We start from the raw sequence: 21358 nt of genomic DNA, 5'->3' as shown, positions 1-21358 counted from the left end.
TTGTGTAGGATAGGTGGGAGGCTTTGAAGATAGGACGCTAGTTCTATTGGAGCCAATCTTGAAATACCACCCTGGTATGTTTGAGGTTCTAACTCAGGTCCATTATCTGGATCGAGGACACTGTGTGGTGGGTAGTTTGACTGGGGCGGTCTCCTCCCAAAGAGTAACGGAGGAGCACGAAGGTGTGCTCAGCATGGTCGGAAATCATGCGTAGAGTGTAAAGGCAAAAGCACGCTTAACTGCGAGACAGACACGTCGAGCAGGTACGAAAGTAGGTCTTAGTGATCCGGTGGTTCTGTATGGAAGGGCCATCGCTCAACGGATAAAAGGTACTCCGGGATAACAGGCTGATACCGCCCAAGAGTTCACATCGACGGCGGTGTTTGGCACCTCGATGTCGGCTCATCACATCCTGGGGCTGAAGCCGGTCCCAAGGGTATGGCTGTTCGCCATTTAAAGTGGTACGCGAGCTGGGTTTAGAACGTCGTGAGACAGTTCGGTCCCTATCTGCCGTGGACGTTTGAGATTTGAGAGGAGCTGCTCCTAGTACGAGAGGACCGGAGTGGACGAACCTCTGGTGTTCCGGTTGTCACGCCAGTGGCATTGCCGGGTAGCTACGTTCGGACGGGATAACCGCTGAAAGCATCTAAGCGGGAAGCCTCCCTCAAGATAAGATCTCACTGGGACATAAGTCCCCTAAAGAGCCGTTCGAGACTAGGACGTTGATAGGTTGGGTGTGTAAGTGCTGTGAGGCATTGAGCTAACCAATACTAATTGCTCGTGAGGCTTGACCATATAACACCAAAGTGGTTTTAAAGAATAATACTTTAAAAACACAGACACAGATTACGATACACATCAGCAATGATGAACATCGGTTTAACCTTGATTATTGTTATTTCAAAAAAGAATTGTTAAAGATCCAAGCATGTCTTCGCGTGTTTTGGTGGGAAGAAACAGAGGATAGACATTATCATCTAAAGACACCACCGGAACGAACGCAGCAGAATTGCTTGACGATCATAGAGGCGTTGAACCACCTGATCCCATCCCGAACTCAGAAGTGAAAAGCGCCATCGCCGATGGTAGTGTGGGAGATCCCATGTGAGAGTAGGTCGTCGTCAAGCTTAAATTAAGAGAGCCCTGATAGCTAACGCTGTCAGGGCTTTTTTTTGGCTGAAATAAATGGTTAAGAAAAGTGATCAGGGAAGTCATCATTTACGATCAAGGCGCCATCTTACCTTCAAGAGTCTAGCGATGGTTTTGTACGCTAAATGCATCTGTAAACACGCCTGAATGGATTCAATGCTAGGTTTTGTACTTTCATGTCGCTTATAAAGCGAAAAGCTGAAGTCACAAGCGAGGCATCAGGTAATAAAAAAGGCCGCTAGGCGACCTTCTTGTTATTAACTCGTTATGTTATGCACTCAAGGTTAAATGTACCTTGGATAAGGGTTAACGCGTGTTGTCTGCTAACTCACTCAGTAGGGCTCGTTGGGCACTCCGATACTCACCTTTTCGTGGTTTAGATAGCTGGTAAGAGCCATCACTTTGTAGAATCCAGCTTTGAGTATTGTCTGTTAGGTAATACTCAAGTTCTTTTTTCACTCGACGAGTTTGTTTGTAATCCTGTAGAGGGAATGCGACTTCAATGCGGTTGTTTAAGTTTCGATCCATCCCGTCTGCACTGGATAGATAGACCTGTGGATTGCGGTTATTATAAAAATAGTAAACACGAGTGTGTTCAAGAAAACGTCCTATAATACTTCGCACTCGGATGTTAGAAGATATCCCTTTTATTCCAGGACGTAGCGTGCAGATACCTCGAATAATTAAGTCAATCTTAACGCCAGCTTGAGATGCTTTATAGAGAGACTGTACAAGTTTTTGCTCAGTTAGGGAGTTCACTTTTATAATGATGCGCGATGGTTCACCCTTTTGTGCATTTTCTGCTTCACGGTTAATCATCTCAAGTAGACGATCGCGAAGAGTGAATGGCGCATGTAATAGCTTTTTAACTTTAAGTTCTTTACTCATTCCTGTTAGTTGCTGAAATACACGATGAACATCTTCGCCAATGTCTTTGTTGCATGTCATGAAGCTGTAGTCTGTATAAAGCCTAGCATTGCCTGCGTGATAGTTGCCAGTTCCTAAATGAACGTAGCGCGTAAGATCAGTACCTTCTCTACGCACGATAAGAATCATTTTCGCATGAGTTTTATGACGAACAACACCATAAACAACAATGGCGCCAGCGTCTTGTAGGCGGCTTGCTAAGGCTAAGTTTTCGGCTTCGTCAAATCGGGCTCTTAACTCAATAACGACAGTAACTTCTTTGCCATTACGGGCCGCTTCTACAAGGGCATTAGCGATGGGAGAGCGAGCTCCAGTTCGATAGAGTGTTTGGCGAATCGCTACAACACTTGGGTCTTTAGCTGCTTCACTCAGAAAATCGATGACAGGTGAAAAACTCTCAAATGGGTGCATTAGTAGGTAGTCTTGCTGGCGAATCGCTTCAAATAATCCTCCAGAACTGGCCAATTTTCTTGGTAGGCCTGGTGAAAAAGGAGGGTACATAAGATCTGGGCGATCGACTAATTCAAGCACTGCCATAAGACGGCTTAAGTTGACTGGGCCATCAATGCGATATAAGTCTTGTTGCTCTAAATCAAATTGTTTTAGTAAAGAATCAACAATATGTGGAGGGCAATTTTCAGCAATTTCTAATCGGACAGAACTACCATAATGTCGGCTTTGTAATTCTGTACGCAAGGCACCTGCTAAATCGACACCGATGTCATCTGAGTCTACTTCTAAGTCTGCGTTACGTGTTAGTCTGAACTGGAAACAGCCTTTGACTGTCATGCCTGGAAATAATTGATCAGCATGAGCATGAATAATAGAGGAAAGGAAAACTAGATTATCTCCACCTTCACAAACATCATCTGGAAGTTTGACTAAACGTGGTAATGAACTTGGTGCTGGTACTATAGCGAGGCCATTCTCTCGACCAAAGGCATCACGTCCTTCTAGTTCAACGACGAAATTGAAGGTTTTGTTTGCTAACCTTGGGAACGGGTGTGCGGGATCGAGTCCTATTGGGCTAATGATAGGAAGCACGTCGTTTCGGAAATAACGTTTTACCCAAGCGGCTTGCTTTTCATTCCACACAGTACGGCGGATAAACTTCACGTTTTCTTTGGCAAGTTTTGGTAAGATAATGTCATTAAGAATACGATATTGACGGCGTACTAGCTTATGAGCGTGTTCGCTGATTAAGCCTAATACTTTCTTTGGATGCATTCCATCCGGTCCGTTTTTTTCACGGCTGTATTCTAGTTGGCTTTTTAAACCCGCAACTCGAATTTCAAAAAACTCGTCCATGTTTGAGCTGAAGATACACAGAAACATCAACCGATTTAGGATGGGGTGGTTTTCATCCATCGCTTGTTCAAGTACTCGAGCATTGAACTGCAGGTGACTTAATTCACGATTAAAGTAGAGTTCTGGATCAGCTAAGTCAATTTCTTCTGGCAAACGCTCTTCGATAGCGATCTTATTCGGATCTAGTGGTTGCTCAGGTATGGGTTCTAAAACCAGCTCAGCATCTAGCTCTATAGGCTGGGGAGAGGTCGACTCTTTTTTTTCTATTTCATTCACAGACTGCTCAGACATGTGTTTTTATTATCTCCAAATACCGTTTAATGATGATGTTGGTATCTTTGTTCTTTTCGCCTACAGCATGTAAGCATGTCATAACAAATTACACCAATGCAGCCTGCTGGTCACCGATTCTGTGGGTTTATTTAAACGAAAAGCGTAGGGCTTCTAGTTTTTCAACAGACGTGCTGCATCTTTTGCAAAATAAGTAAGGATGCCATCTGCACCTGCACGCTTAAATGCAAGGAGAGATTCCATCATAACTGTGTCTTTATCCAGCCATCCATTTTGGAAGGCGGCCATATGCATGGCGTACTCTCCGCTTACTTGATAAGCAAAGGTAGGCACTTCAAGCTCTGTTTTTACTCGACGAACAATGTCTAGATAAGGCATGCCGGGTTTTACCATGACCATATCGGCGCCTTCGTCTAAATCTAGCATAACCTCACGGATGGCTTCGTTTGAGTTTGCTGGATCTATTTGGTAGGTGTATTTATTGCCTTTACCTAGATTGCTACTTGAGCCTATCGCATCACGAAATGGGCCATAATACGCAGAAGCAAATTTGGCAGCGTAAGCCATGATTAAAGTATCAATAAAGCCTTCGGCTTCGAGTTCGTTGCGAATTTCACCAATGCGACCATCCATCATGTCCGATGGTGCAACGACGTCAGCGCCCGCTTTGGCGTGTGATAAGGCTTGTTTCACCAGTGTGTCAACAGTGATGTCATTTAGAACATAACCAGTGTCATCAATGATGCCGTCTTGACCATGAGTCGTATAAGGATCTAGTGCCACATCGGTTAGTACACCAAGTTCAGGAAACGCATCTTTTAATGCGCGAACCGCACGTTGCACTAACCCATTCGGGTTATAAGCCTCTTCGGCGAGTAAGGATTTTTTATCTCCTGTGATAACAGGAAATAATGCGATTGTTGGGATACCGAGTTCGACTAGTTCTTTTGCTTCTTTGAGCAGTAAGTCGACAGAAACTCGTTCAATATTCGGCATAGAAGGAATCGCTTCGCGAACGTTGCTTCCTTCGATAATAAACATAGGATAGATTAAATCATCTGCTGTTAGGCGATGTTCGCGCATCAGGCGGCGAGAAAAATCATTTTTACGCATGCGGCGCATACGAGTGTATGGAAACGTCATCCAATATCTCTCCTTTTCGCTGTATGTGAATATACTTTAGTGTTGTTACAATATTAAGTCAGTGTCTATATAAAAGCTTTGTGTTAAGGCAATACTTTACGGGTTACTGGCACTTATTCTCTTATTTGTTCTTTTATAGCAACAGAGCTTCGGCTTCTTCTAGCTCTTCTTGTGCTTCGAACCAAGCTTCTTCACTTTCTGCTAGAGCTTTCTTCCATTTAGCTTCATCGTTTAATAGGCTTTGTAGCTTATTTCTTTGTTCTGACTCATAAAGCGTTGCATCAGACATCGCGTCTGAGATTTTATCGAGATGCTCTTGAGCGGTATGTACTGCCTTTTCAAACCGCTCGATTTTTTTATGAAGAGGTCGTAGTTTTTCACGCATTTCTGCAGCTTTTCGACGCTCTTCTTTACGATCAGTTTTTTCAATTTTACCCGTATTCAATTCGCCTTTTTCAGCTTGCGCTGCACTGACTTGCCTTGCCTGTAACCAAGCGTGGTAGGCGGGTAAATCCCCGTCGAAGGCTTGTATTTGATTGTCTGCAACTAGGTAAAATTCATCGACTGTACTGTTGAGTAAATGGCGATCATGAGACACCAATAAAATGGAGCCAGGGAATTCTTGTAGTGCTTCAGTTAATGCTTGACGCATATCTAAGTCGAGGTGGTTAGTCGGCTCATCGAGCACTAAAAGGTTGGGCTTTGTCCAAGAGATTAATGACAGAGCCAAGCGTGCTTTTTCTCCACCAGAAAAACCTTTTACAGCTCGTAGGGCATCGTCACCGATAAATCCAAAACCGCCTAAATAGCGGCGAATGTCACTTTCTAATACTTTAGGCGACAGTCGTTGAATGTGTAATAGCGGCGAAGCGTCTAAATCTAGTGCACTTAACTGATGCTGTGAAAAATAACCAATCTTTAGATTTTCACCAGCAATGCGATCACCAGAAAGAAGGTTAATTTCACCCACAATGGACTTTATTAGCGTGGATTTCCCCGCGCCATTTGGCCCCAATAAGCCAACACGCTGACCATCTCGAAGCGCAAAATTGGAGTTGCCTAGCTGGGTGGTCTTTACGCCTGATTCTGAGGTATAGCCCAAGTCCGCTTGCGATAAATTAATTAACAACTGTGACGTTTTTTCAGCAACAGGAATGGAGAACTGAAATTGAGAGTCGATATGAGCAGGGCCGATAATCTCCATTTTTTCAAGCATTTTTAAGCGACTTTGCGCTTGTTTGGCTTTGTCGGCCTTGAAACGAAAGCGATCGACGTATTGCTGAAGGTGAGCACGTTTTTCTACTTGTTTTTCATGGTTAGCTTGCTGTTGAGCAAGGTGTTCAGCCCGTTGACGTTCGTAATTGGAATAGTTGCCTTTATAAAGCACGAGCCCTTTTTTATACAAATGCACAATATGGCTGCAAATGCCATCTAGGAAATCTCGGTCATGGGAAATCAATAATAAGGTGCCGGGGTATTGGCGTAGCCAGTTCTCCAGCCACATTACTGCGTCCAAATCCAAATGGTTGGTCGGTTCGTCGAGTAAAAGGACATCGGAAGGGCACATTAACGCCTTGGCAAGATTAAGACGAATTCTCCAACCACCGGAAAAGTCAGACACCGGTCTGTGCATGTCTGTCATCTTGAAGCCTAAACCTTGTAGGAGTGTTTCCGCTCTGGAGTGGGCTGTGTAGCCCTGAGCGTTTTCAAACTCGCCTAGCCAGTTTGCATGAGCGTGATCGTCACCGTTAGCCTGCGATTTAATAATATTACTTTCTATCATTCGGAGCCTGTCATCACCGTCTAGGCAATAATCCAATGCTGACCGTTGTGTTTCCTCAACTTCTTGCGCCATAAAAGCAATACGCCGCTGACCCGGAAGAATAACCTCACCAGTATCGGCATGTAGTTCGCCCTTGATCATGGCAAATAAGGAAGATTTCCCTGCACCATTAGCGCCAATAAGGCCGACTTTTTGACCCTCAAAAATAGTAAGGTCGGCATCTTCTAATAAAAATTGAGTACCGCGTTGTAAGCTAACTTCAGAAAATTGGATCATAAAAACTAAGAATCTCTTACCTCTATTATGAGGAGTAAAATTAGGCGCTTCATTATTGAATACAATGTGGAACATTTTAGAGTGCTGTCAACGTAAACGAAATAGCAAGCGTGCATATTCCCAGTTAATACACGGTTTAAAGTAGATGATTAGGTTGCTCAAGGGTAAAATAGCGGTAATATTAATTTGAACTTTTTTACTCAGGCTTTTTGGCTGGGCAAGGTGCGCTTTGTGAATAATGTAACCATAAACGAAATACAACGCTTTTCATTCGATAACACCAATGTCCGTGGTGAGCGTGTGTTATTAAATAGTGCTTATCAGGAGATTATTAAACGTAAACAATATCCACTGTCACTAGAAAAACTTCTGGGTGAATTTGTGGCAGCTATTGCGCTATTAAGAGATATTGTGAAAATCGATGGCGTGCTTTCTATTCAGGCTAAAGGGAATGGCTTTTTATCAACTCTTATGACGGAATGTGACGAGCATCAGAACCTTCGTGGTATAGCACAATGGGATGAAAGCCAAGCCGTTCCTGACATTTTTTCCTTAAAAGACGTCTTGAAAGGAGGTTACTTGGCGATTACGATTCAGCCGCGTAATGGTCAGCGTTATCAAGGGATTGTCGAGATTGTTGGCGATACTTTATCAGAATGCCTTGAGCAGTATTTCTCTCAATCGGAGCAATTGCCTAGCCGAGTTTGGCTAGCGGCGAATGGCGCTCAATGTGGCGGTTTGTTTTTACAAAGATTGCCACTAGAACAAGCAAAAGAAGGCGATGAAGACGCTTGGGAGCGTTTTACTCATCTCGCTTCTACAGTGAAAGAAGAAGAGTTACTTGGTCTTGAGACTGAGTCGTTATTGCACCGTTTGTATCACGAAGAAGAAGTTCGCCTTTATGACACTAAGCCAATGCAATTTGGTTGCTCTTGTTCTCGTCAGCGCACACTAGATGCTGTTATGTCACTGGGTTCTGAAGAAATTCGTGAGCTCTTGATTGAACAAGGTAGTGTGAAAGTGGACTGTCAATTTTGTGCAGAGAAATACGAATTCACGGAAGGCGATTTGACGGATATGCTAGGCGATCAATCCAAAACGCACTAGGTTTTAAATGTGGCGTGATTCACAAGGTCGCGCCACGATATTATGCCGATGACCTGTTCTTTATCATCGATGACAGGAAGGCAAGATATGTCCACTCGCTTAAACCAAGTGACGATCTCTTCTATCGATGTTTCTGCTTTTACTGAGATTGGTTGGCGCGTCATTATTTGATGGGCTGCGTGATTTAGTGTGTCTAAATCTCTAGGTTGCTCGGAAGCACTGTCAATAAAAGGGCTTATAAAACGTAAAAGGTCTCTGTCTGAAATAATACCGATTAGTTTACCCTTTTCGGTGACGGGTAGATGATGAAAGCCATTTTTTTCCATTATGTGTCTTACATTGGGTAAACGCTCATCCATATCGACGCAGATGACATTGGTTATCATGATATCTTGAGCTTTCATTGTCATATGCCCTCAGGTTCTGGATTAAGAGGATTTAGTATATTTATACCGAACATTATTATTTAGATATAGCAGAAAAATAAAAGCATGTTTTTTGTTAATGTTGTTAACATCGTCTTTCTTGCTGCTAAAGTCAATAAAATGAGGGGTATCTTGAAAATGGAAATGCGTATATACCTACATTCTTACATTAAGGTCTCAAGACATTGCCTTCAAAATCCGTATAATTAAGCTACACCTGTTTAGTATCCTTTAACACAGTATATTTAGTGTAGATAAAGGTTTACTGAGAAGAGTGTGAAGAAAGTAAAGCAGTACCCACTGATACATTTACTGCTGGCCAAAAGCCTCCTTTCTAAATCACTCTTAAATCCACAATTGGCTATGACACGGCGAAATCATATGACCTTAAGTTCTGTAGACGTTTTACTAGTCGGAGGGGGTGCTATGAGCACCACTCTAGGCGTGTTACTAAAGCAATTGGATCCTAGCATAACCATGATGATGGTTGAGCGTTTGGGCAGCGTCGCAAAAGAAAGTACAGATGGCTGGAACAATGCTGGAACAGGCCATGCGGCCTATTGCGAGCTTAATTATACTTCTGAAAATGATGATGGCTCCGTCAATATAGACAAGGCAGTGGATATTAATGCGGCCTTTGAAATCAGTCTTCAGTTTTGGTCTTACCTTGTAGAACAAGGTTTAATGCCTGCACCTCAAGAATTTATTCATCGCGTTCCTCATCAAAGTTTTGTCTGGGGTGAGCGCAACGTAAATATGTTAAAAGCGCGCCACGCAGCGATGAGTGCACATCCTGCCTTTAAAGAAATGCAATACACGGAAGATCGTGAAAAGATGAAGGAATGGATGCCTCTCATCATGAATAATCGTGTTGAAAGTGAGCCTCTTGCCGCAACACGTATCGAGCATGGTACCGATGTGAATTTTGGCGCTATTGCTCGTAATATGAGTAAACATTTAGAGGGTTTGGAGAACTTTGACCTTAATCTAAACTGTGAGGTAAAAGACTTAGAGAAAAGGTCTGATGGCCGATGGAATGTCACGGTTGAGCTAAATGGTACCCGTAAAATTATTGATGCTAAATTTGTTTTCCTAGGTGCCGGCGGTGGCGCTTTACCCTTATTACAAATGGCGGAAGTAGAAGAAAGTAAAGGTTTTGGCGGCTTTCCTGTTAGTGGTCAGTGGTTAGTGTGTGAAAAACCTGAATTGGTTGAGCAGCATTTTGCAAAAGTCTACGGAGCCGCGCCTATTGGTGCGCCACCTATGTCTGTTCCGCATTTAGACACACGTATTATTGACGGAAAAAAAGCCATTTTATTTGGCCCATTTGCTGGATTTACGACTAAGTTTTTGAAAACGGGATCATTTTTCGATCTGCCTAAAAGTGTCCGGTTTGACAATATTAAGCCAATGTTAAGTGTTGGTAAGAATAATATGGATTTGACTCGTTACTTAATTAGTGAAGTGATGCAATCCCATAAGGACCGTTGTAATTCGTTACGTCAATTTTTCCCCGATGCGAAGGATGAAGATTGGGAACTTGCCTATGCTGGACAGCGTGTTCAGATCATTAAAAAAGACGATAAACTGGGTGGTAAACTGGAGTTTGGAACTGAGGCAATTACAACAGAAGATGGTTCATTAGCCGCTTTACTTGGTGCTTCACCTGGAGCCTCAACAACTGTAAATACTATGATTGGTATTTTAGAACGTTGTTTTCAAGAGCGTTTTTCAACGCTAGATTGGCAAACAAAAATGAAAATCATGGTGCCTTCGTACGGTGAATCATTGGTAGAAAATACGGACTTACTGCTTTCTATTCGTGCACACACTTTAGCGACACTAAACTTAAAGCCTTAATATATATTGAAGTGGTAAGTCTTTTAAAAAGCTGGGAAACTTCCCCAGCTTTTTTGTATTTTTTAATAGAACAATGAAAAAATCAATATTGAGATTGAATATGACAATAACTTTTGCTGAGCGCGCAGACCAACTTTGTGACAGATTACGAGAAATGGAACATCATGCAGAAGAAGGAGATCAGCTTTTTTATTGCGCTTACCTTTTAGGGCTTTTGGGCCTGCATAGCGGCACCGAAGGAGAAGGGCAAAAGGTATTTGATAATGCCTTCACTACCATTCTGCAAGAAACACTCGAAGTAGAGGGTGTAATAGAATCAGATCAGGAAAATATTACCGCATTGTGGGAAGTGGTCTGTAAAAAAGAGATAGCGTCATAACGCTGATTCACGTGCATACAATGATTCAAAAAGGCAGGTAATGGGTTATTGTCTGCCTTTTTGAATGTTAATTTTTTGCGAATGTATTTGTATTACAGAACGGGTTTATCAGGATGTGGGGCATAGGCGAAAACATCCGAAAAACATCGATCGATGCTCAAACCTTTTAATTCTAATTGGTCAAGCGTGCCGTATACCATACCAACCGACCCGCTGATGAAAGCCACACTTTGGTTTAAATCTGGGTTATCTGCTAGAATGGCTTCATATAACCAACCGCTTCTTCCATGCCACTGATCACTTTGTTCATTCACGATGACATCCAATGAAAAAGGTGAATATTTGTGTGCTTCTTCTAGCCAGTCTTTCGCGAATACATCATCGGCGGTTCTTAGTCCCCAGTAAAATGATACTTTTCCTGTGAAATTTTGTTCAACTAAGTCGCCGAACAAACTTTTTATCTGAGAGAAGCCAGTTCCGCCTGCGATGAGCAAAATATGCTCTGGGTTACTGTCTAAAACACCATTGTGTATATGACAGTCTCCACCCGGTGCTTTTATCGTAATACTGGCGTTAGATTTAATATATTCAATGACTTTGCTAGCCAGTGATGCAGCGTCAGAAACAAGTACATATAAAGTAATGTTAGGCAGTTCGTGCGGTGTACTACCGATAGAGTAGGGAACTTGTTCGCCCGTTGGTAATACCACCATTAGGTATTGGCCAGCAGAAAATTCCAGATCATCTACTTGTAACGTTATTTGGTAGACATCCTTGTTAATGAGCTCAACAGCGTTTACCTTCGCGGTAATCTCTTTCATATGACTACTCCAATATAAGTCGCACGCTCTTATGGAAAGCAGGCGGACATTGATAATGTATTAAGTTGATGATGTAAGTAAAAAAAAACCACTTCAGAAAGTGGTTTTTTTGTTGCAGGCTTTTTTGCCACAGAAAAGTCTGCTTATTTATTTTTGCCTTTCATTGACTCAAAGAACTCATCGTTTGTTTGAGTGACTTTTAGGCGGTCGATTAAGAATTCAGTCGCTGCCACGTCTTCCATAGGGTTTAATAACTTACGAAGAATCCACATGCGTTGTAGTTCGTCTTCAGACGTTAGTAGGTCTTCACGGCGAGTCCCTGAACGACGAATATTAATCGCAGGGAATGTACGCTTCTCAGCGATCTTACGATCAAGATGTAATTCAGAGTTACCTGTACCTTTGAATTCTTCAAAGATAACTTCATCCATTTTTGAGCCAGTATCGACAAGCGCAGTAGCGATAATAGTTAAGCTACCACCTTCCTCGATGTTACGTGCTGCACCGAAGAAGCGTTTTGGGCGTTCTAATGCATTCGCATCCACACCACCTGTTAATACTTTACCAGAGGATGGAATAACCGTGTTGTAGGCACGTGCTAAACGGGTAATGGAGTCTAAAAGGATGACTACGTCACGTTTGTGCTCAACTAAGCGTTTTGCTTTTTCGATAACCATTTCAGCTACTTGAACATGGCGAGCTGGCGGCTCATCAAACGTCGAGGCAACCACTTCACCGCGTACGGTACGAGACATTTCGGTTACTTCTTCAGGACGTTCATCAATAAGTAATACGATTAAGTGGCATTCAGGGCTGTTACGAGTAATGGCGTTTGCTATATTTTGCAGCATGAACGTTTTACCCGCTTTCGGGGGAGAAACGATCAACGCTCGTTGTCCTTTACCCATAGGGGCAACAAGGTCAATGATACGAGATGTGACGTCCTCAGTAGAGCCGTTGCCAGCTTCCATCAATAAACGTTCATCAGGGAATAAAGGTGTTAAGTTTTCAAAAAGGATCTTGTTTCGTACGCTTTCTGGCTTATCAAAGTTTATTTCACTGACTTTTAATAAGGCAAAGTAGCGCTCACCATCTTTAGGTGGGCGAATTTTTCCGGCAATGGTATCGCCAGTACGCAGGTTAAAGCGTCGTATTTGGCTTGGTGATACATAAATATCGTCCGGTCCTGCTAAGTATGAGCAGTCAGGCGAGCGTAGAAACCCAAAGCCATCTTGAAGAATCTCTAAGATGCCGTCGCCATAAATGTCTTCCCCACCTTTCGCATGGCGCTTTAGGATTGAGAAAATAACATCTTGTTTGCGAGAACGAGCCATATTTTCTAGGCCCATTTCTGCTGCGATTTCTAAAAGCTCGTGTACTGATTTCTGTTTTAAGTCGGTAAGGTTCATAAGCGGATTTTGTATTAGCTCATTTTGAGGAAGATTGACGGAATTAGAGTTAATCATTAAGTAACAATAATGTGAGTCTGGAAGTATTTTACAATGTATCAGCTACTCGGCACCAAAAAACGCAAAACAATATGGTTATACTTTTGTTCTGGTTTAAGCTAGCCCGGATAAGGCAGAAGCCAATACAGCGCGAAACAATTTGATTGGAATCTAAACGTGATCAGCTTACTGCTTTATCACTATTAAGACCATCCATACTATAGTTCGACTTAAAGGCGAGGTCTATAGTGAAATTTAGGAAAAAAACATTTTCTGATAAAAATTTGATCAAAAACAGGATATTTAGAACTTTGCTTGGTGTTTTATTGGAATTAAGGTCTTAGTAATCCTTGCTTTTCGAAAAAAACCGCTAAACTTAATGAAAATTTCATTGAATCATCCGTCATTTTTGATTTTTTGTTGGCAATGACATAGCCAAGTAACTGATATACTGTTCTCCTTATTAAGACTTCTGCAATATAAGGCTTTCTGAATGCAATCACTCTTTTTGCAACAATCTCATGACTTTCCTTTCGAAAAAATTGCCGCTATTGACCTTGGGTCAAATAGCTTTCATATGGTTGTCGCTCAAGTTACCCATGGTCAATTGCGTATCACTGGAGAATTTGGAGAAAAAGTTCAGTTGGCTGCTGGCTTGGTAAATGGTCACTTAGATGACGCTGCACAGCAACGAGGCTTGGACTGTTTAGCCCAATTTGCACAAGTGATTGAGGATATGCCGCCTGGTTCTGTTCGTGTTGTTGGGACGAACGCGCTTAGGGTTGCCAAAAACCGCTATGACTTCATTGGTAAAGCGATGGATATCATGAGTCACCCTGTTGAGATCATCGCGGGACGAGAAGAGGCACGTCTTATTTATGTTGGTGTTTCAAGAACCATGGATCATGGTGAAGCCAAAAGACTAGTGGTAGATATTGGTGGTGGTAGTACAGAGTTTATTATTGGTAGGCAGCTTGAGCCTATATTAACGGAAAGTCTTCACATGGGGTGCGTTAGTTTCAATCAGCGTTTCTTTGGTGATGGCACCATTAATAAGTCTAATTTTCAGAAAGCGGTTACTGCGGCGCGTTTAGAGCTGCTAAGTATTCAAGATGATTACCTTGATGAAACGTGGGATGTCTCAATCGGCTCATCAGGAACGGTTAAGGCAGCCTTCAATATTGTTAAGGAAAACAATTGGAGCAAAAAAGGTATCACACCAAAAGCTCTTAAGCAGATTCAAAAAGCGTTATTTTTGGCTGGTCATGTCGATAATATCGATTTACCAGGGCTCAAGCCTGAACGTAAAAATACCTTTGCAGCGGGTATTGCCATTTTAACGGCGGTGTTTGAGTGTTTTGACATTAAGCAAATGGACTTTTCAAATGGTGCACTAAGAGAAGGTGTGCTTTATGACATTATGGGCCGATACGCAGAAACGGATATTCGTGAACGTACCGTCAATTACATGCTCAATCAATACCATATTGACACAGAACAAGCGAAACTTGTGACACATACTGCGCTGTCCGCTTTGGCTCAAGTGCGAGATAATTGGAGCTTAAACAGTATATCCAGCGAAGATTTACTTCGTTGGGCGGGTCTTCTTCATGAAGTCGGAGCGGGTATCTCCCATAGCCGATATCATAAGCATGGTGCTTATATTATTAGAGAGTCAGACATGCCTGGCTTCTCCCAGCAAGAGCAGCAAGCGTTAGCAAACTTAATCTTGCGACATCGTCGTAAGTTCACTCAATCGCTAGATTATCGTTTTACAAAAAGTGATCAACAAGATTTAGATCGATTATCAATTCTATTGAGATTAGCCATTTTACTTCATCACGATAGGAAAGAAGGCGATATGCCTATTTTCACGTTGAAAGCCGATAATAAAACACTTCATGCTGAATTCTTGCCAGAATGGCTAGATAGCAGACCGTTAACATTGGCCAACTTGCAGCGCGAAGCGGAATCTTTAGTGGCGGATGGATACACGTTGACGTTTAGTTAAATGAATTGGTGTCTACAAAGAGTCGAAAATAGTTAGGTCAACTGATCAATTGATCTATATAGCGCCGCGACGTCCTCTCTTTGTAATCCGGTCACTCGAGAAAGCCTGCCAATACTGGATGAGATTTGTACCGATTCTTTTCCCGACTCGTCTTTTACTTCTGATTTTTCTGGTTGAATTGGAGCGGACAGTAGCTGTTTAGCGCGATCAGATAATTGAACTGGATCTTGTCGGTTCTCAGAATCTGGGCGCGCATTAGCTTCTGCCTGTACTGGTAAGGCAGGCAGATACAAATGATTGCTTGATGTTACTGATGAAATCGACAAAACAGCCACCTTAGTATCAAAATTTAAAATACCACCTATAGAATAGTATAAAAAATGACCGGTGTGTGTGTTTTACTGCTCTTTTTTAAATTTTTTTATACAGCAAAATAATGTTTATGCTGAGGGTAAGAAAGCGACATGCCTGTCGTTGCTTTCTATTTTTAATTGATTCACTTATACAGAATGAATCCTAATTTTCTATTTATTTTATGTTCTCATTCACCATATTAGTGTCATTGCTATATAAGGATGATATTGTTTACTAAATTTTTCGTCAGCAAGGTGCACTAATAAATGGTGCATTTAACAGGTGAGCGTTCTGCTTTATATCATGCTGTTATCTTTGATACCGTGAATGATTGTCTGTTGTAAGTAATTCGCTTCAAAAAGGATGCCGCATGAGCCAAGAAAATCTCCCAATAGAACACCTTTATTTTACTGAGACAAATCTAGAAAAAATCTTAGAAAATTTAGACATAGTTCGAAATAGAATTCATCCTCAATCACCAGAAGATAATGGCGTTAATGAACAGGTGTTCCCATCTGTTTGCCTCATTGGTTTAGGACGTTGTGGCTCCAACATCGCATTGGATGTCGCATCGTTAGTCTACGACGCCAGAACAAACTATATGCGTGAAGTGGAAAGCCAGGAAATGTTAGATAGCGAACGTGAGTTCCGGCCTATGCGTTGGATTCGCAAACATTTACCGCTTGAAGATAAAGATGGCTTTAAGCCGGTATTCCTAATTGAACCTATCGTATTACTTGGCGATTTAGATAAAGACATTGAAGGGCGAATTCGTTTTTCGAACCAAGTCGGCCGGGCTAAGTTTTTAGAAGAATACTCAAAACTGCAAATAATGGACTTGTCTGAAGTGCATGCGGGTGGTGCCGGTAATGCGCCTATTCTAGGGCAATATCTAGCGAAAATTATTCTCAATAAAGATGCGACAACATTCCAAAATGAAAATTGGAAACACATGCATTCTTATTTGGTTGATTCTTGTGGCATTAAAGCGAATCAATCGCGTCTTTATTTTTATATATTCAGTGCGGGTGGTGGTACTGGTTCGGGGATGGCGTCTGAATTTGGTCTTGCGCAACAATTTTCGTACTTAAGTAAAACATTCGATTATCGTTCAGATCAGAATCCATTGGTTGATAAGCGTCATAGTTTTGTATTTGAACCTATTTTCACCTCTGGAATCTGTATCCTTCCTAATATTTCTGGGAAAAATGTTGAGATTTCAGAAGCATTGCATATTAACGCAGGGCGTTTGTTAACCAAGTACATTTCAGAAGAATGGAACTTTTCGTATAACGAAGAGCGTGAAGAGGACGAAGTACCTGCCGATGTAATGGAACGCATTCGCCCTTGGAATTCTATGATGTTGATTTCTAACGACATAATGCGTTATGCGGAAGAGGAAGACGGTGGTGATGCTGATAATATCGATGTAAACACCATGGAGAAATACGCTAACCAGTATATTTCACAGCAAATTTTCAACATTCTGACTGCACAGGCGGTGACAACAGACTACGATGAAGACTACTTCCGTCGTGCTGGTATTGATATTGCTGAAACAATTCGCCTTGATGCTAATGACTTATTTATGAGTTTAGCTGGCCCAGTTGCGGTGGCTTATGCCGAAAGTGTGGTCAATGAAGGTACGCATCAAGACAGTGTTGATATAGATGATTTGTTCTGTCGCTCCATTGAGTTGCCACATTTTAATAATGACACGTCAGCGATTGAAGGTGTCAGTGTGCTACCTGTTGAATCAGAACGATACCGTGAAGCCATTAAGAATTATCGTAAAAGTGGCTATGATGCGAGTACATTGAATCATCTGCATTTCTTTAAAAATTGTTCGTCAATTGTGTCTATCATTTCTTTGCCACGAGATTACAAACTGTCTTTCACTGCATTGAATCGTTTGAAAATGCACTTGAACCGTTTATGTCCTAATACCACGTTAAAGCGCTACGCACTTGTGATTGGGGCTTCAGCAAACTTGTCTTTGACAACGCTTATTGCGAAAAGCCCTTGTTTGAGTGATGACTTTTTAACGCTGATGGTTGCTTACATGAAGCGTTGTTTTGCTCGTGATGATTACCGATACACGGATGAAATAGACAATGCGATTATACAAATGATTCAAGATGAAGAATTTGATGAATCGTTAGTGGATAAATTCTTTACGACGTATGAAAACCCAGCGAAAATTTTGGACACAAACTGGTATGCCATTAAGCCAATGTACGAGAAAAAATATCGTGAGTTGATTGATAACAGCCAGCATTTTGTTTCTATCAATGATATTCGTTTGGATATTAATAACGTGAAGAATGCGATCAAGTATCTTCGAGAAATTTATCGTCATCGTATTAGCAAAACAAAAGTACTTACTCTCAATGGCTAGTACTGTCTAAGTCGTGTCGAGATGTTTATTTTTAAAAGGTCACCTATTAAGGTGGCCTTTTTTTGTTTTTATAGGACCGCGAAACGAGTCAATTTCCAAAGTTGGCTTAACTATTGAATGCCTTCAAAGCAGAACCGCTTAATTGTTTCTTATTTTTGTATTCTTATTCTGATAGTGGTTTTAGTGAGCTGCAGTTGTGCTGCCCTATTTGGTATGAATCTTTTTGGTGCGTTTTTCATTATCTAGGATGTATATGGCAGAATTTTATTGGTTGTTAATCGCTTCGGCGTTTGTTTTTATGATGCAAGCGGGCTTTTTATGTCTAGAAAGTGGACGTATTCGCAGTAAAAACAGCATTAATGTCGCGGCAAAAAATATATCCGATTTTATTATTTCGACGACTTTATTCTGGTTCTTTGGTTTTGGCATCATGTTTGGTGATTCTATAGCGGGTTTTTTTGGCACCAGTGATTTTTTGTTTGATGGACAACATACACCTTGGGAAATTAGCTTCTTTCTTTTTCAAATGATGTTCTGTGGTACAGCAGCAACGCTCACGTCAGGAGCGGTTGCTGAACGCATGACATTTATGGGCTATTTAGCTATTACGGTTGTATTAAGTGCACTAATTTATCCTATTGTTGGGCATTGGGTTTGGTCTAGTGTTTACTCTTCAGAAGGGCCTCAGGGTTGGCTTGAAGCGCTTGGATTTGTGGATTTTGCTGGCTCTACTGTTGTGCATTCGGTTGGTGGTTGGGTGGCATTAGCGGCCATTATCATTATTGGTCCACGCTTGGGGCGTTTTGAGCAGGGAATTCGTTTACCGCCTGGAAATAACCTTCCCTTATCGGCTTTGGGGGTTTTATTAATTTGGTTTGGATGGTTTGGCTTTAATGGTGGAAGTACCTTGGCGCTAACCGACGCCGTTCCCTTAATTATCCTAAATACCTTCGTATCTGCAGCCTGGGGAGGTTTGGTCGCAGCGGCTATCAATTATTTCAGAGACGGTTATGTTGAAGTCGGTTTTGTACTGAATGGCACCATAGCCGGTCTAGTTGGTATTACAGCTTCTTGTCATGTTGTTTCTCCTGGAGCGTCAATTATCATCGGTGGTGTTTCTGGTGTCGTGGTGTACTACGGCAGTTTATTGATGGAACGCTGGCGTCTCGATGATGCACTTGATGTTGTCCCTGCGCATTTATTCGCTGGCATATGGGGCTCGTTGAGTGTGGCTTTATTTGGTCAAACCGACAAAATAGATAATGGATTAAGCTTTTTTGGTCAGCTTTGGGTGCAAGCCTTAGGTGTTGTTGTCATTGGTTTATATTGTTTTTGTGTTGCTTATGCCTGCATGTGGTTGTTGAATCGTTTTATGCCATTACGAGCAAGTAAAGAACAAGAAGAGCAAGGACTAAATGTTGCAGAGCATCGGGCGACAACAGAAATGTTTGATTTGCTGACATCCATGCAGTATCAACAAAATAATGCTGACTTTTCAACGCCGGTACCAGAAGAACCTTTTACTGAAGTAGGACAGATTGCACGTAAATACAATCAAGTTATCAATCGGGTAAGCAGTGAAATAGCACAGCGTGATGATGCACTAACTCGTTTTCAAGAAAGTGAAATGCGCAAGTCTGCGATTTTGAACTCTTCGATGGACTGTATTGTGACTATCAATCGTTTTGGTTCGGTTATGGAGTTTAATCCAGCCGCCGAGCGTACTTTTGGGTGTTTGAAGAAACAAGTAGAAGGAAAAAGCTTTATTGGTCTCTTCATTCTTGAAGACGACAGACATAAAATATTTGAAAGTTTGAACTCAGGTTTTTCTTCATCAAGTGGTTTGATCCTTAACCGACGCAATCCGTTTCGTTTACAGCGTGGTCAAAACCATCATTTTCCGGCAGAAATTGCCATTACCAAAGCAAATTCAGAATCGTCCATAGAAAGTGAGTACACGCTTCATATTAGAGATATGACGCGTCATGTGAAGCTGCAGGAGCGTTTGAAGTTTTTGGCTTACAGCGACCCTCTGACGAGCTTATACAATCGAACCTATTTAATGGATGCACTGGTGAGCTCATTATTGTTTGCCACCAAGCAGAAAACAGCCGTTGGCTTGCTGTTCTTGGATCTAGACAACTTTAAGATTATTAATGACACACTTGGGCATAAAGCAGGCGATGAGTTGTTGTGTGAAGTTGCTAGACGCTTAATCGCTGTATCAGATCAACATGATGTTATTGCCCGTTGGGGCGGCGATGAATTTGTCTTTATGATGACAGAAGAAGTGACAGAAAGTCGCTTATCGCAGCGCGCTCAAGACATTCTTAGTGCGATGCGTCTGCCCGTTCAACTTAACGAGCAGTGCCTTACTATTCCTACCAGTATTGGAATTTCGTTCTCCGATCAACTTGGCATTGATGCGGATAAATTGATTCAACAAGCTGATATTGCCATGTATTGGGCAAAGGAAAAAGGGCGTGATAATGCGCAATTTTTCACAGCAGAAATGGTCAATGTCACCATAAAAAAATTCGGCTTTGAGAAAGAGATTAATGAAGCGCTTTCATTAGGACACTTTCATTTGGTTTTCCAGCCAAAAGTATTCATGGAGAAAGATAAGATTTTAGGTTTAGAAGCCTTAATCCGCTGGAATCATCCGATCAAAGGGCTAATTCCTCCATCTGAATTCATTCCCATTGCTGAAGAATCTAGTTTAATAATCAAGATAGATGAGTGGGTTATCAACCAAGCGTTAAAACAGCAAAAAAGCTGGCGGGATCAAGGCTTAACAATTGTCTCTATTGCAGTGAATCTTTCTGGACGACATCTAGTATCAGACTCTTTGGTACCATATATTGCACAGAAGTTGGAATATTACGGTATTGAAGGGTGTTGGCTAGAGATTGAAATTACGGAAGGGGTTTTACTGAAAGATATCCAGCGTTGTATCGACGTCATGACAGAACTGAAAGCGTTAGACATTAAAATATCAGTGGATGATTTTGGAACCGGCTATTCATCGCTGAGTTATTTAAAGCGTTTGCCTTTGGATATTTTGAAAATTGACCAGTCTTTTGTTGAAGAATGCGATAGTCATGTGGAAGATACTAAAATCTGTGAAACAATAATTCACCTAGCGCAAAGCCTGGAACTCGCTATTGTTGCGGAGGGCGTAGAAACCGCTCCACAAGCCGAGATGTTAAAGTCTCTAGGCTGTGAAATTTTCCAAGGGTATTACTATCATAAACCAATGAAAAGTAATGGGATTGCTAAATTGCTGGTTAAGGATTATGTGGTGGCTTAGGTTGGTTTACTGGTGTTTTTCGGTTGCGAATCGTTTCCATAAGGTCTTGGCCTTGGGTCCTCTCTAATGATTTAGTGCGTTGATGAAGGGCCGTTTTAGCAATCATATTGGCGGCAACCGGAGCAGTAATCAAAAGAAATAGGGTGATGAGCAATTCTTGAATCGAAAGCGCTCCTTTTAGGTGGCTTTGAAAGACCATAGATGCAACCAGAACGCCTGTAATACCGAGTGTTGAGGCTTTGGTAGGACTGTGTAAACGCATATAAATATCAGGTAAACGTACGAGACCGTAAGAACCTATTAATAAAAATAGGCCGCCAATTAGCAAAGATACGCAGATGATAATTTCTAGATAAAAAGGCATAATT

At 41.7% G+C, this 21358-nt stretch carries 14 protein-coding genes and 2 rRNA genes (1 of these 16 cut by a window edge); 8 read left to right on the top strand and 8 right to left on the bottom strand.

What is annotated here, in order from left to right:
- Both M3I01_RS15165 and rrf read left to right on the top strand, forming a co-directional pair.
- Positions 1-795: ribosomal RNA gene (locus M3I01_RS15165) — 23S ribosomal RNA — on the top strand; it begins 2102 nt to the left of the window's first position.
- 217 nt (positions 796-1012) lie between these two features.
- A 5S ribosomal RNA gene (gene rrf / locus M3I01_RS15160) occupies positions 1013-1127 on the top strand.
- 328 nt (positions 1128-1455) lie between these two features.
- Here rrf and ppk1 read toward each other — a convergent pair.
- From ppk1 to M3I01_RS15145, 3 genes are all read right to left on the bottom strand, one after another.
- Entirely contained in the window at positions 1456-3675 is a 2220-nt protein-coding gene (gene ppk1, locus M3I01_RS15155; RefSeq protein WP_275565166.1) for a polyphosphate kinase 1, read from the bottom strand.
- A 153-nt stretch (positions 3676-3828) separates the two neighbouring features.
- On the bottom strand, positions 3829-4818 hold the full coding sequence (gene hemB / locus M3I01_RS15150; RefSeq protein WP_275565165.1) for a porphobilinogen synthase: 990 nt from the start codon (positions 4816-4818) through the stop codon (positions 3829-3831).
- A 133-nt stretch (positions 4819-4951) separates the two neighbouring features.
- Positions 4952-6877 carry an ATP-binding cassette domain-containing protein gene (locus M3I01_RS15145; protein WP_275565164.1) on the bottom strand — a complete coding sequence of 642 codons (1926 nt, stop codon included), beginning with the start codon at positions 6875-6877 and terminating at the stop codon, positions 4952-4954.
- A 231-nt stretch (positions 6878-7108) separates the two neighbouring features.
- Between M3I01_RS15145 and hslO the strand changes: the two genes are divergently transcribed.
- On the top strand, positions 7109-7984 hold the full coding sequence (gene hslO, locus M3I01_RS15140; RefSeq protein WP_255896734.1) for an Hsp33 family molecular chaperone HslO: 876 nt from the start codon (positions 7109-7111) through the stop codon (positions 7982-7984).
- On the opposite strand, the gene M3I01_RS15135 is transcribed toward hslO, so the two are convergent.
- Complete coding sequence (locus M3I01_RS15135; protein ID WP_255896733.1) at positions 7981-8388, bottom strand: CBS domain-containing protein; 408 nt, start codon at positions 8386-8388, stop codon at positions 7981-7983. The genes hslO and M3I01_RS15135 overlap by 4 nt on opposite strands.
- A 402-nt stretch (positions 8389-8790) precedes the next feature.
- Here M3I01_RS15135 and mqo point away from each other — a divergent pair, with 402 nt between their 5' ends.
- Entirely contained in the window at positions 8791-10269 is a 1479-nt protein-coding gene (mqo, locus tag M3I01_RS15130; protein WP_394358983.1) for a malate dehydrogenase (quinone), read from the top strand.
- A gap of 100 nt (positions 10270-10369) precedes the next feature.
- Positions 10370-10648 carry a hypothetical protein gene (locus M3I01_RS15125; RefSeq protein ID WP_255896732.1) on the top strand — a complete coding sequence of 93 codons (279 nt, stop codon included), beginning with the start codon at positions 10370-10372 and terminating at the stop codon, positions 10646-10648.
- A 92-nt stretch (positions 10649-10740) separates the two neighbouring features.
- On the opposite strand, the gene M3I01_RS15120 is transcribed toward M3I01_RS15125, so the two are convergent.
- Positions 10741-11469: an NAD(P)H-flavin reductase gene (locus M3I01_RS15120; RefSeq protein ID WP_255896731.1), complete on the bottom strand. Its 729-nt coding sequence runs from the start codon at positions 11467-11469 to the stop codon at positions 10741-10743.
- A 143-nt stretch (positions 11470-11612) separates the two neighbouring features.
- On the bottom strand, positions 11613-12878 hold the full coding sequence (gene rho, locus M3I01_RS15115; RefSeq protein WP_217909077.1) for a transcription termination factor Rho: 1266 nt from the start codon (positions 12876-12878) through the stop codon (positions 11613-11615).
- 532 nt (positions 12879-13410) lie between these two features.
- Here rho and M3I01_RS15110 point away from each other — a divergent pair.
- Positions 13411-14928 carry a Ppx/GppA phosphatase family protein gene (locus M3I01_RS15110; RefSeq protein ID WP_255896730.1) on the top strand — a complete coding sequence of 506 codons (1518 nt, stop codon included), beginning with the start codon at positions 13411-13413 and terminating at the stop codon, positions 14926-14928.
- A gap of 32 nt (positions 14929-14960) precedes the next feature.
- Here M3I01_RS15110 and M3I01_RS15105 read toward each other — a convergent pair whose 3' ends face one another.
- A complete protein-coding gene (locus M3I01_RS15105) occupies positions 14961-15254 on the bottom strand; it encodes a hypothetical protein (RefSeq protein ID WP_255896728.1) in 294 nt (97 codons plus the stop codon).
- A 398-nt stretch (positions 15255-15652) separates the two neighbouring features.
- Between M3I01_RS15105 and M3I01_RS15100 the strand changes: the two genes are divergently transcribed.
- Together M3I01_RS15100 and amt are read left to right on the top strand one after the other, a co-directional pair.
- Positions 15653-17680 (top strand): hypothetical protein, encoded by a 2028-nt coding sequence (locus tag M3I01_RS15100; RefSeq protein ID WP_275565163.1) that lies wholly within the window; start codon positions 15653-15655, stop codon positions 17678-17680.
- 253 nt (positions 17681-17933) lie between these two features.
- Positions 17934-20990, top strand: coding sequence for an ammonium transporter (amt, locus tag M3I01_RS15095; protein ID WP_255896726.1), 3057 nt, complete (start codon positions 17934-17936; stop codon positions 20988-20990).
- Here the strand turns inward: amt and M3I01_RS15090 are convergent.
- A complete protein-coding gene (locus tag M3I01_RS15090; RefSeq protein ID WP_255896725.1) occupies positions 20968-21354 on the bottom strand; it encodes a Na+/H+ antiporter subunit G in 387 nt (128 codons plus the stop codon). The genes amt and M3I01_RS15090 overlap by 23 nt on opposite strands.
- Positions 21355-21358 lie beyond the last annotated feature (4 nt).

The organism is Marinomonas maritima (assembly GCF_024435075.2).
Lineage (GTDB): Bacteria > Pseudomonadota > Gammaproteobacteria > Pseudomonadales > Marinomonadaceae > Marinomonas > Marinomonas maritima.
Note: the sequence above shows the minus strand (reverse complement) of the source record. Positions and strands in the feature narration are given on the sequence as shown.

Coding starts and splice junctions, on each gene's coding strand:
- ppk1 (WP_275565166.1), bottom strand. CDS start 3,675: ATGTCTGAGCAGTCTGTGAATGAAATAGAAAAAAAAGAGTCGACCTCT.
- hemB (WP_275565165.1), bottom strand. CDS start 4,818: ATGACGTTTCCATACACTCGTATGCGCCGCATGCGTAAAAATGATTTT.
- M3I01_RS15145 (WP_275565164.1), bottom strand. CDS start 6,877: ATGATCCAATTTTCTGAAGTTAGCTTACAACGCGGTACTCAATTTTTA.
- M3I01_RS15135 (WP_255896733.1), bottom strand. CDS start 8,388: ATGAAAGCTCAAGATATCATGATAACCAATGTCATCTGCGTCGATATG.
- mqo (WP_394358983.1), top strand. CDS start 8,791: ATGACCTTAAGTTCTGTAGACGTTTTACTAGTCGGAGGGGGTGCTATG.
- M3I01_RS15125 (WP_255896732.1), top strand. CDS start 10,370: ATGACAATAACTTTTGCTGAGCGCGCAGACCAACTTTGTGACAGATTA.
- M3I01_RS15120 (WP_255896731.1), bottom strand. CDS start 11,469: ATGAAAGAGATTACCGCGAAGGTAAACGCTGTTGAGCTCATTAACAAG.
- rho (WP_217909077.1), bottom strand. CDS start 12,878: ATGAACCTTACCGACTTAAAACAGAAATCAGTACACGAGCTTTTAGAA.
- M3I01_RS15110 (WP_255896730.1), top strand. CDS start 13,411: ATGCAATCACTCTTTTTGCAACAATCTCATGACTTTCCTTTCGAAAAA.
- M3I01_RS15100 (WP_275565163.1), top strand. CDS start 15,653: ATGAGCCAAGAAAATCTCCCAATAGAACACCTTTATTTTACTGAGACA.
- amt (WP_255896726.1), top strand. CDS start 17,934: ATGGCAGAATTTTATTGGTTGTTAATCGCTTCGGCGTTTGTTTTTATG.
- M3I01_RS15090 (WP_255896725.1), bottom strand. CDS start 21,354: ATGCCTTTTTATCTAGAAATTATCATCTGCGTATCTTTGCTAATTGGC.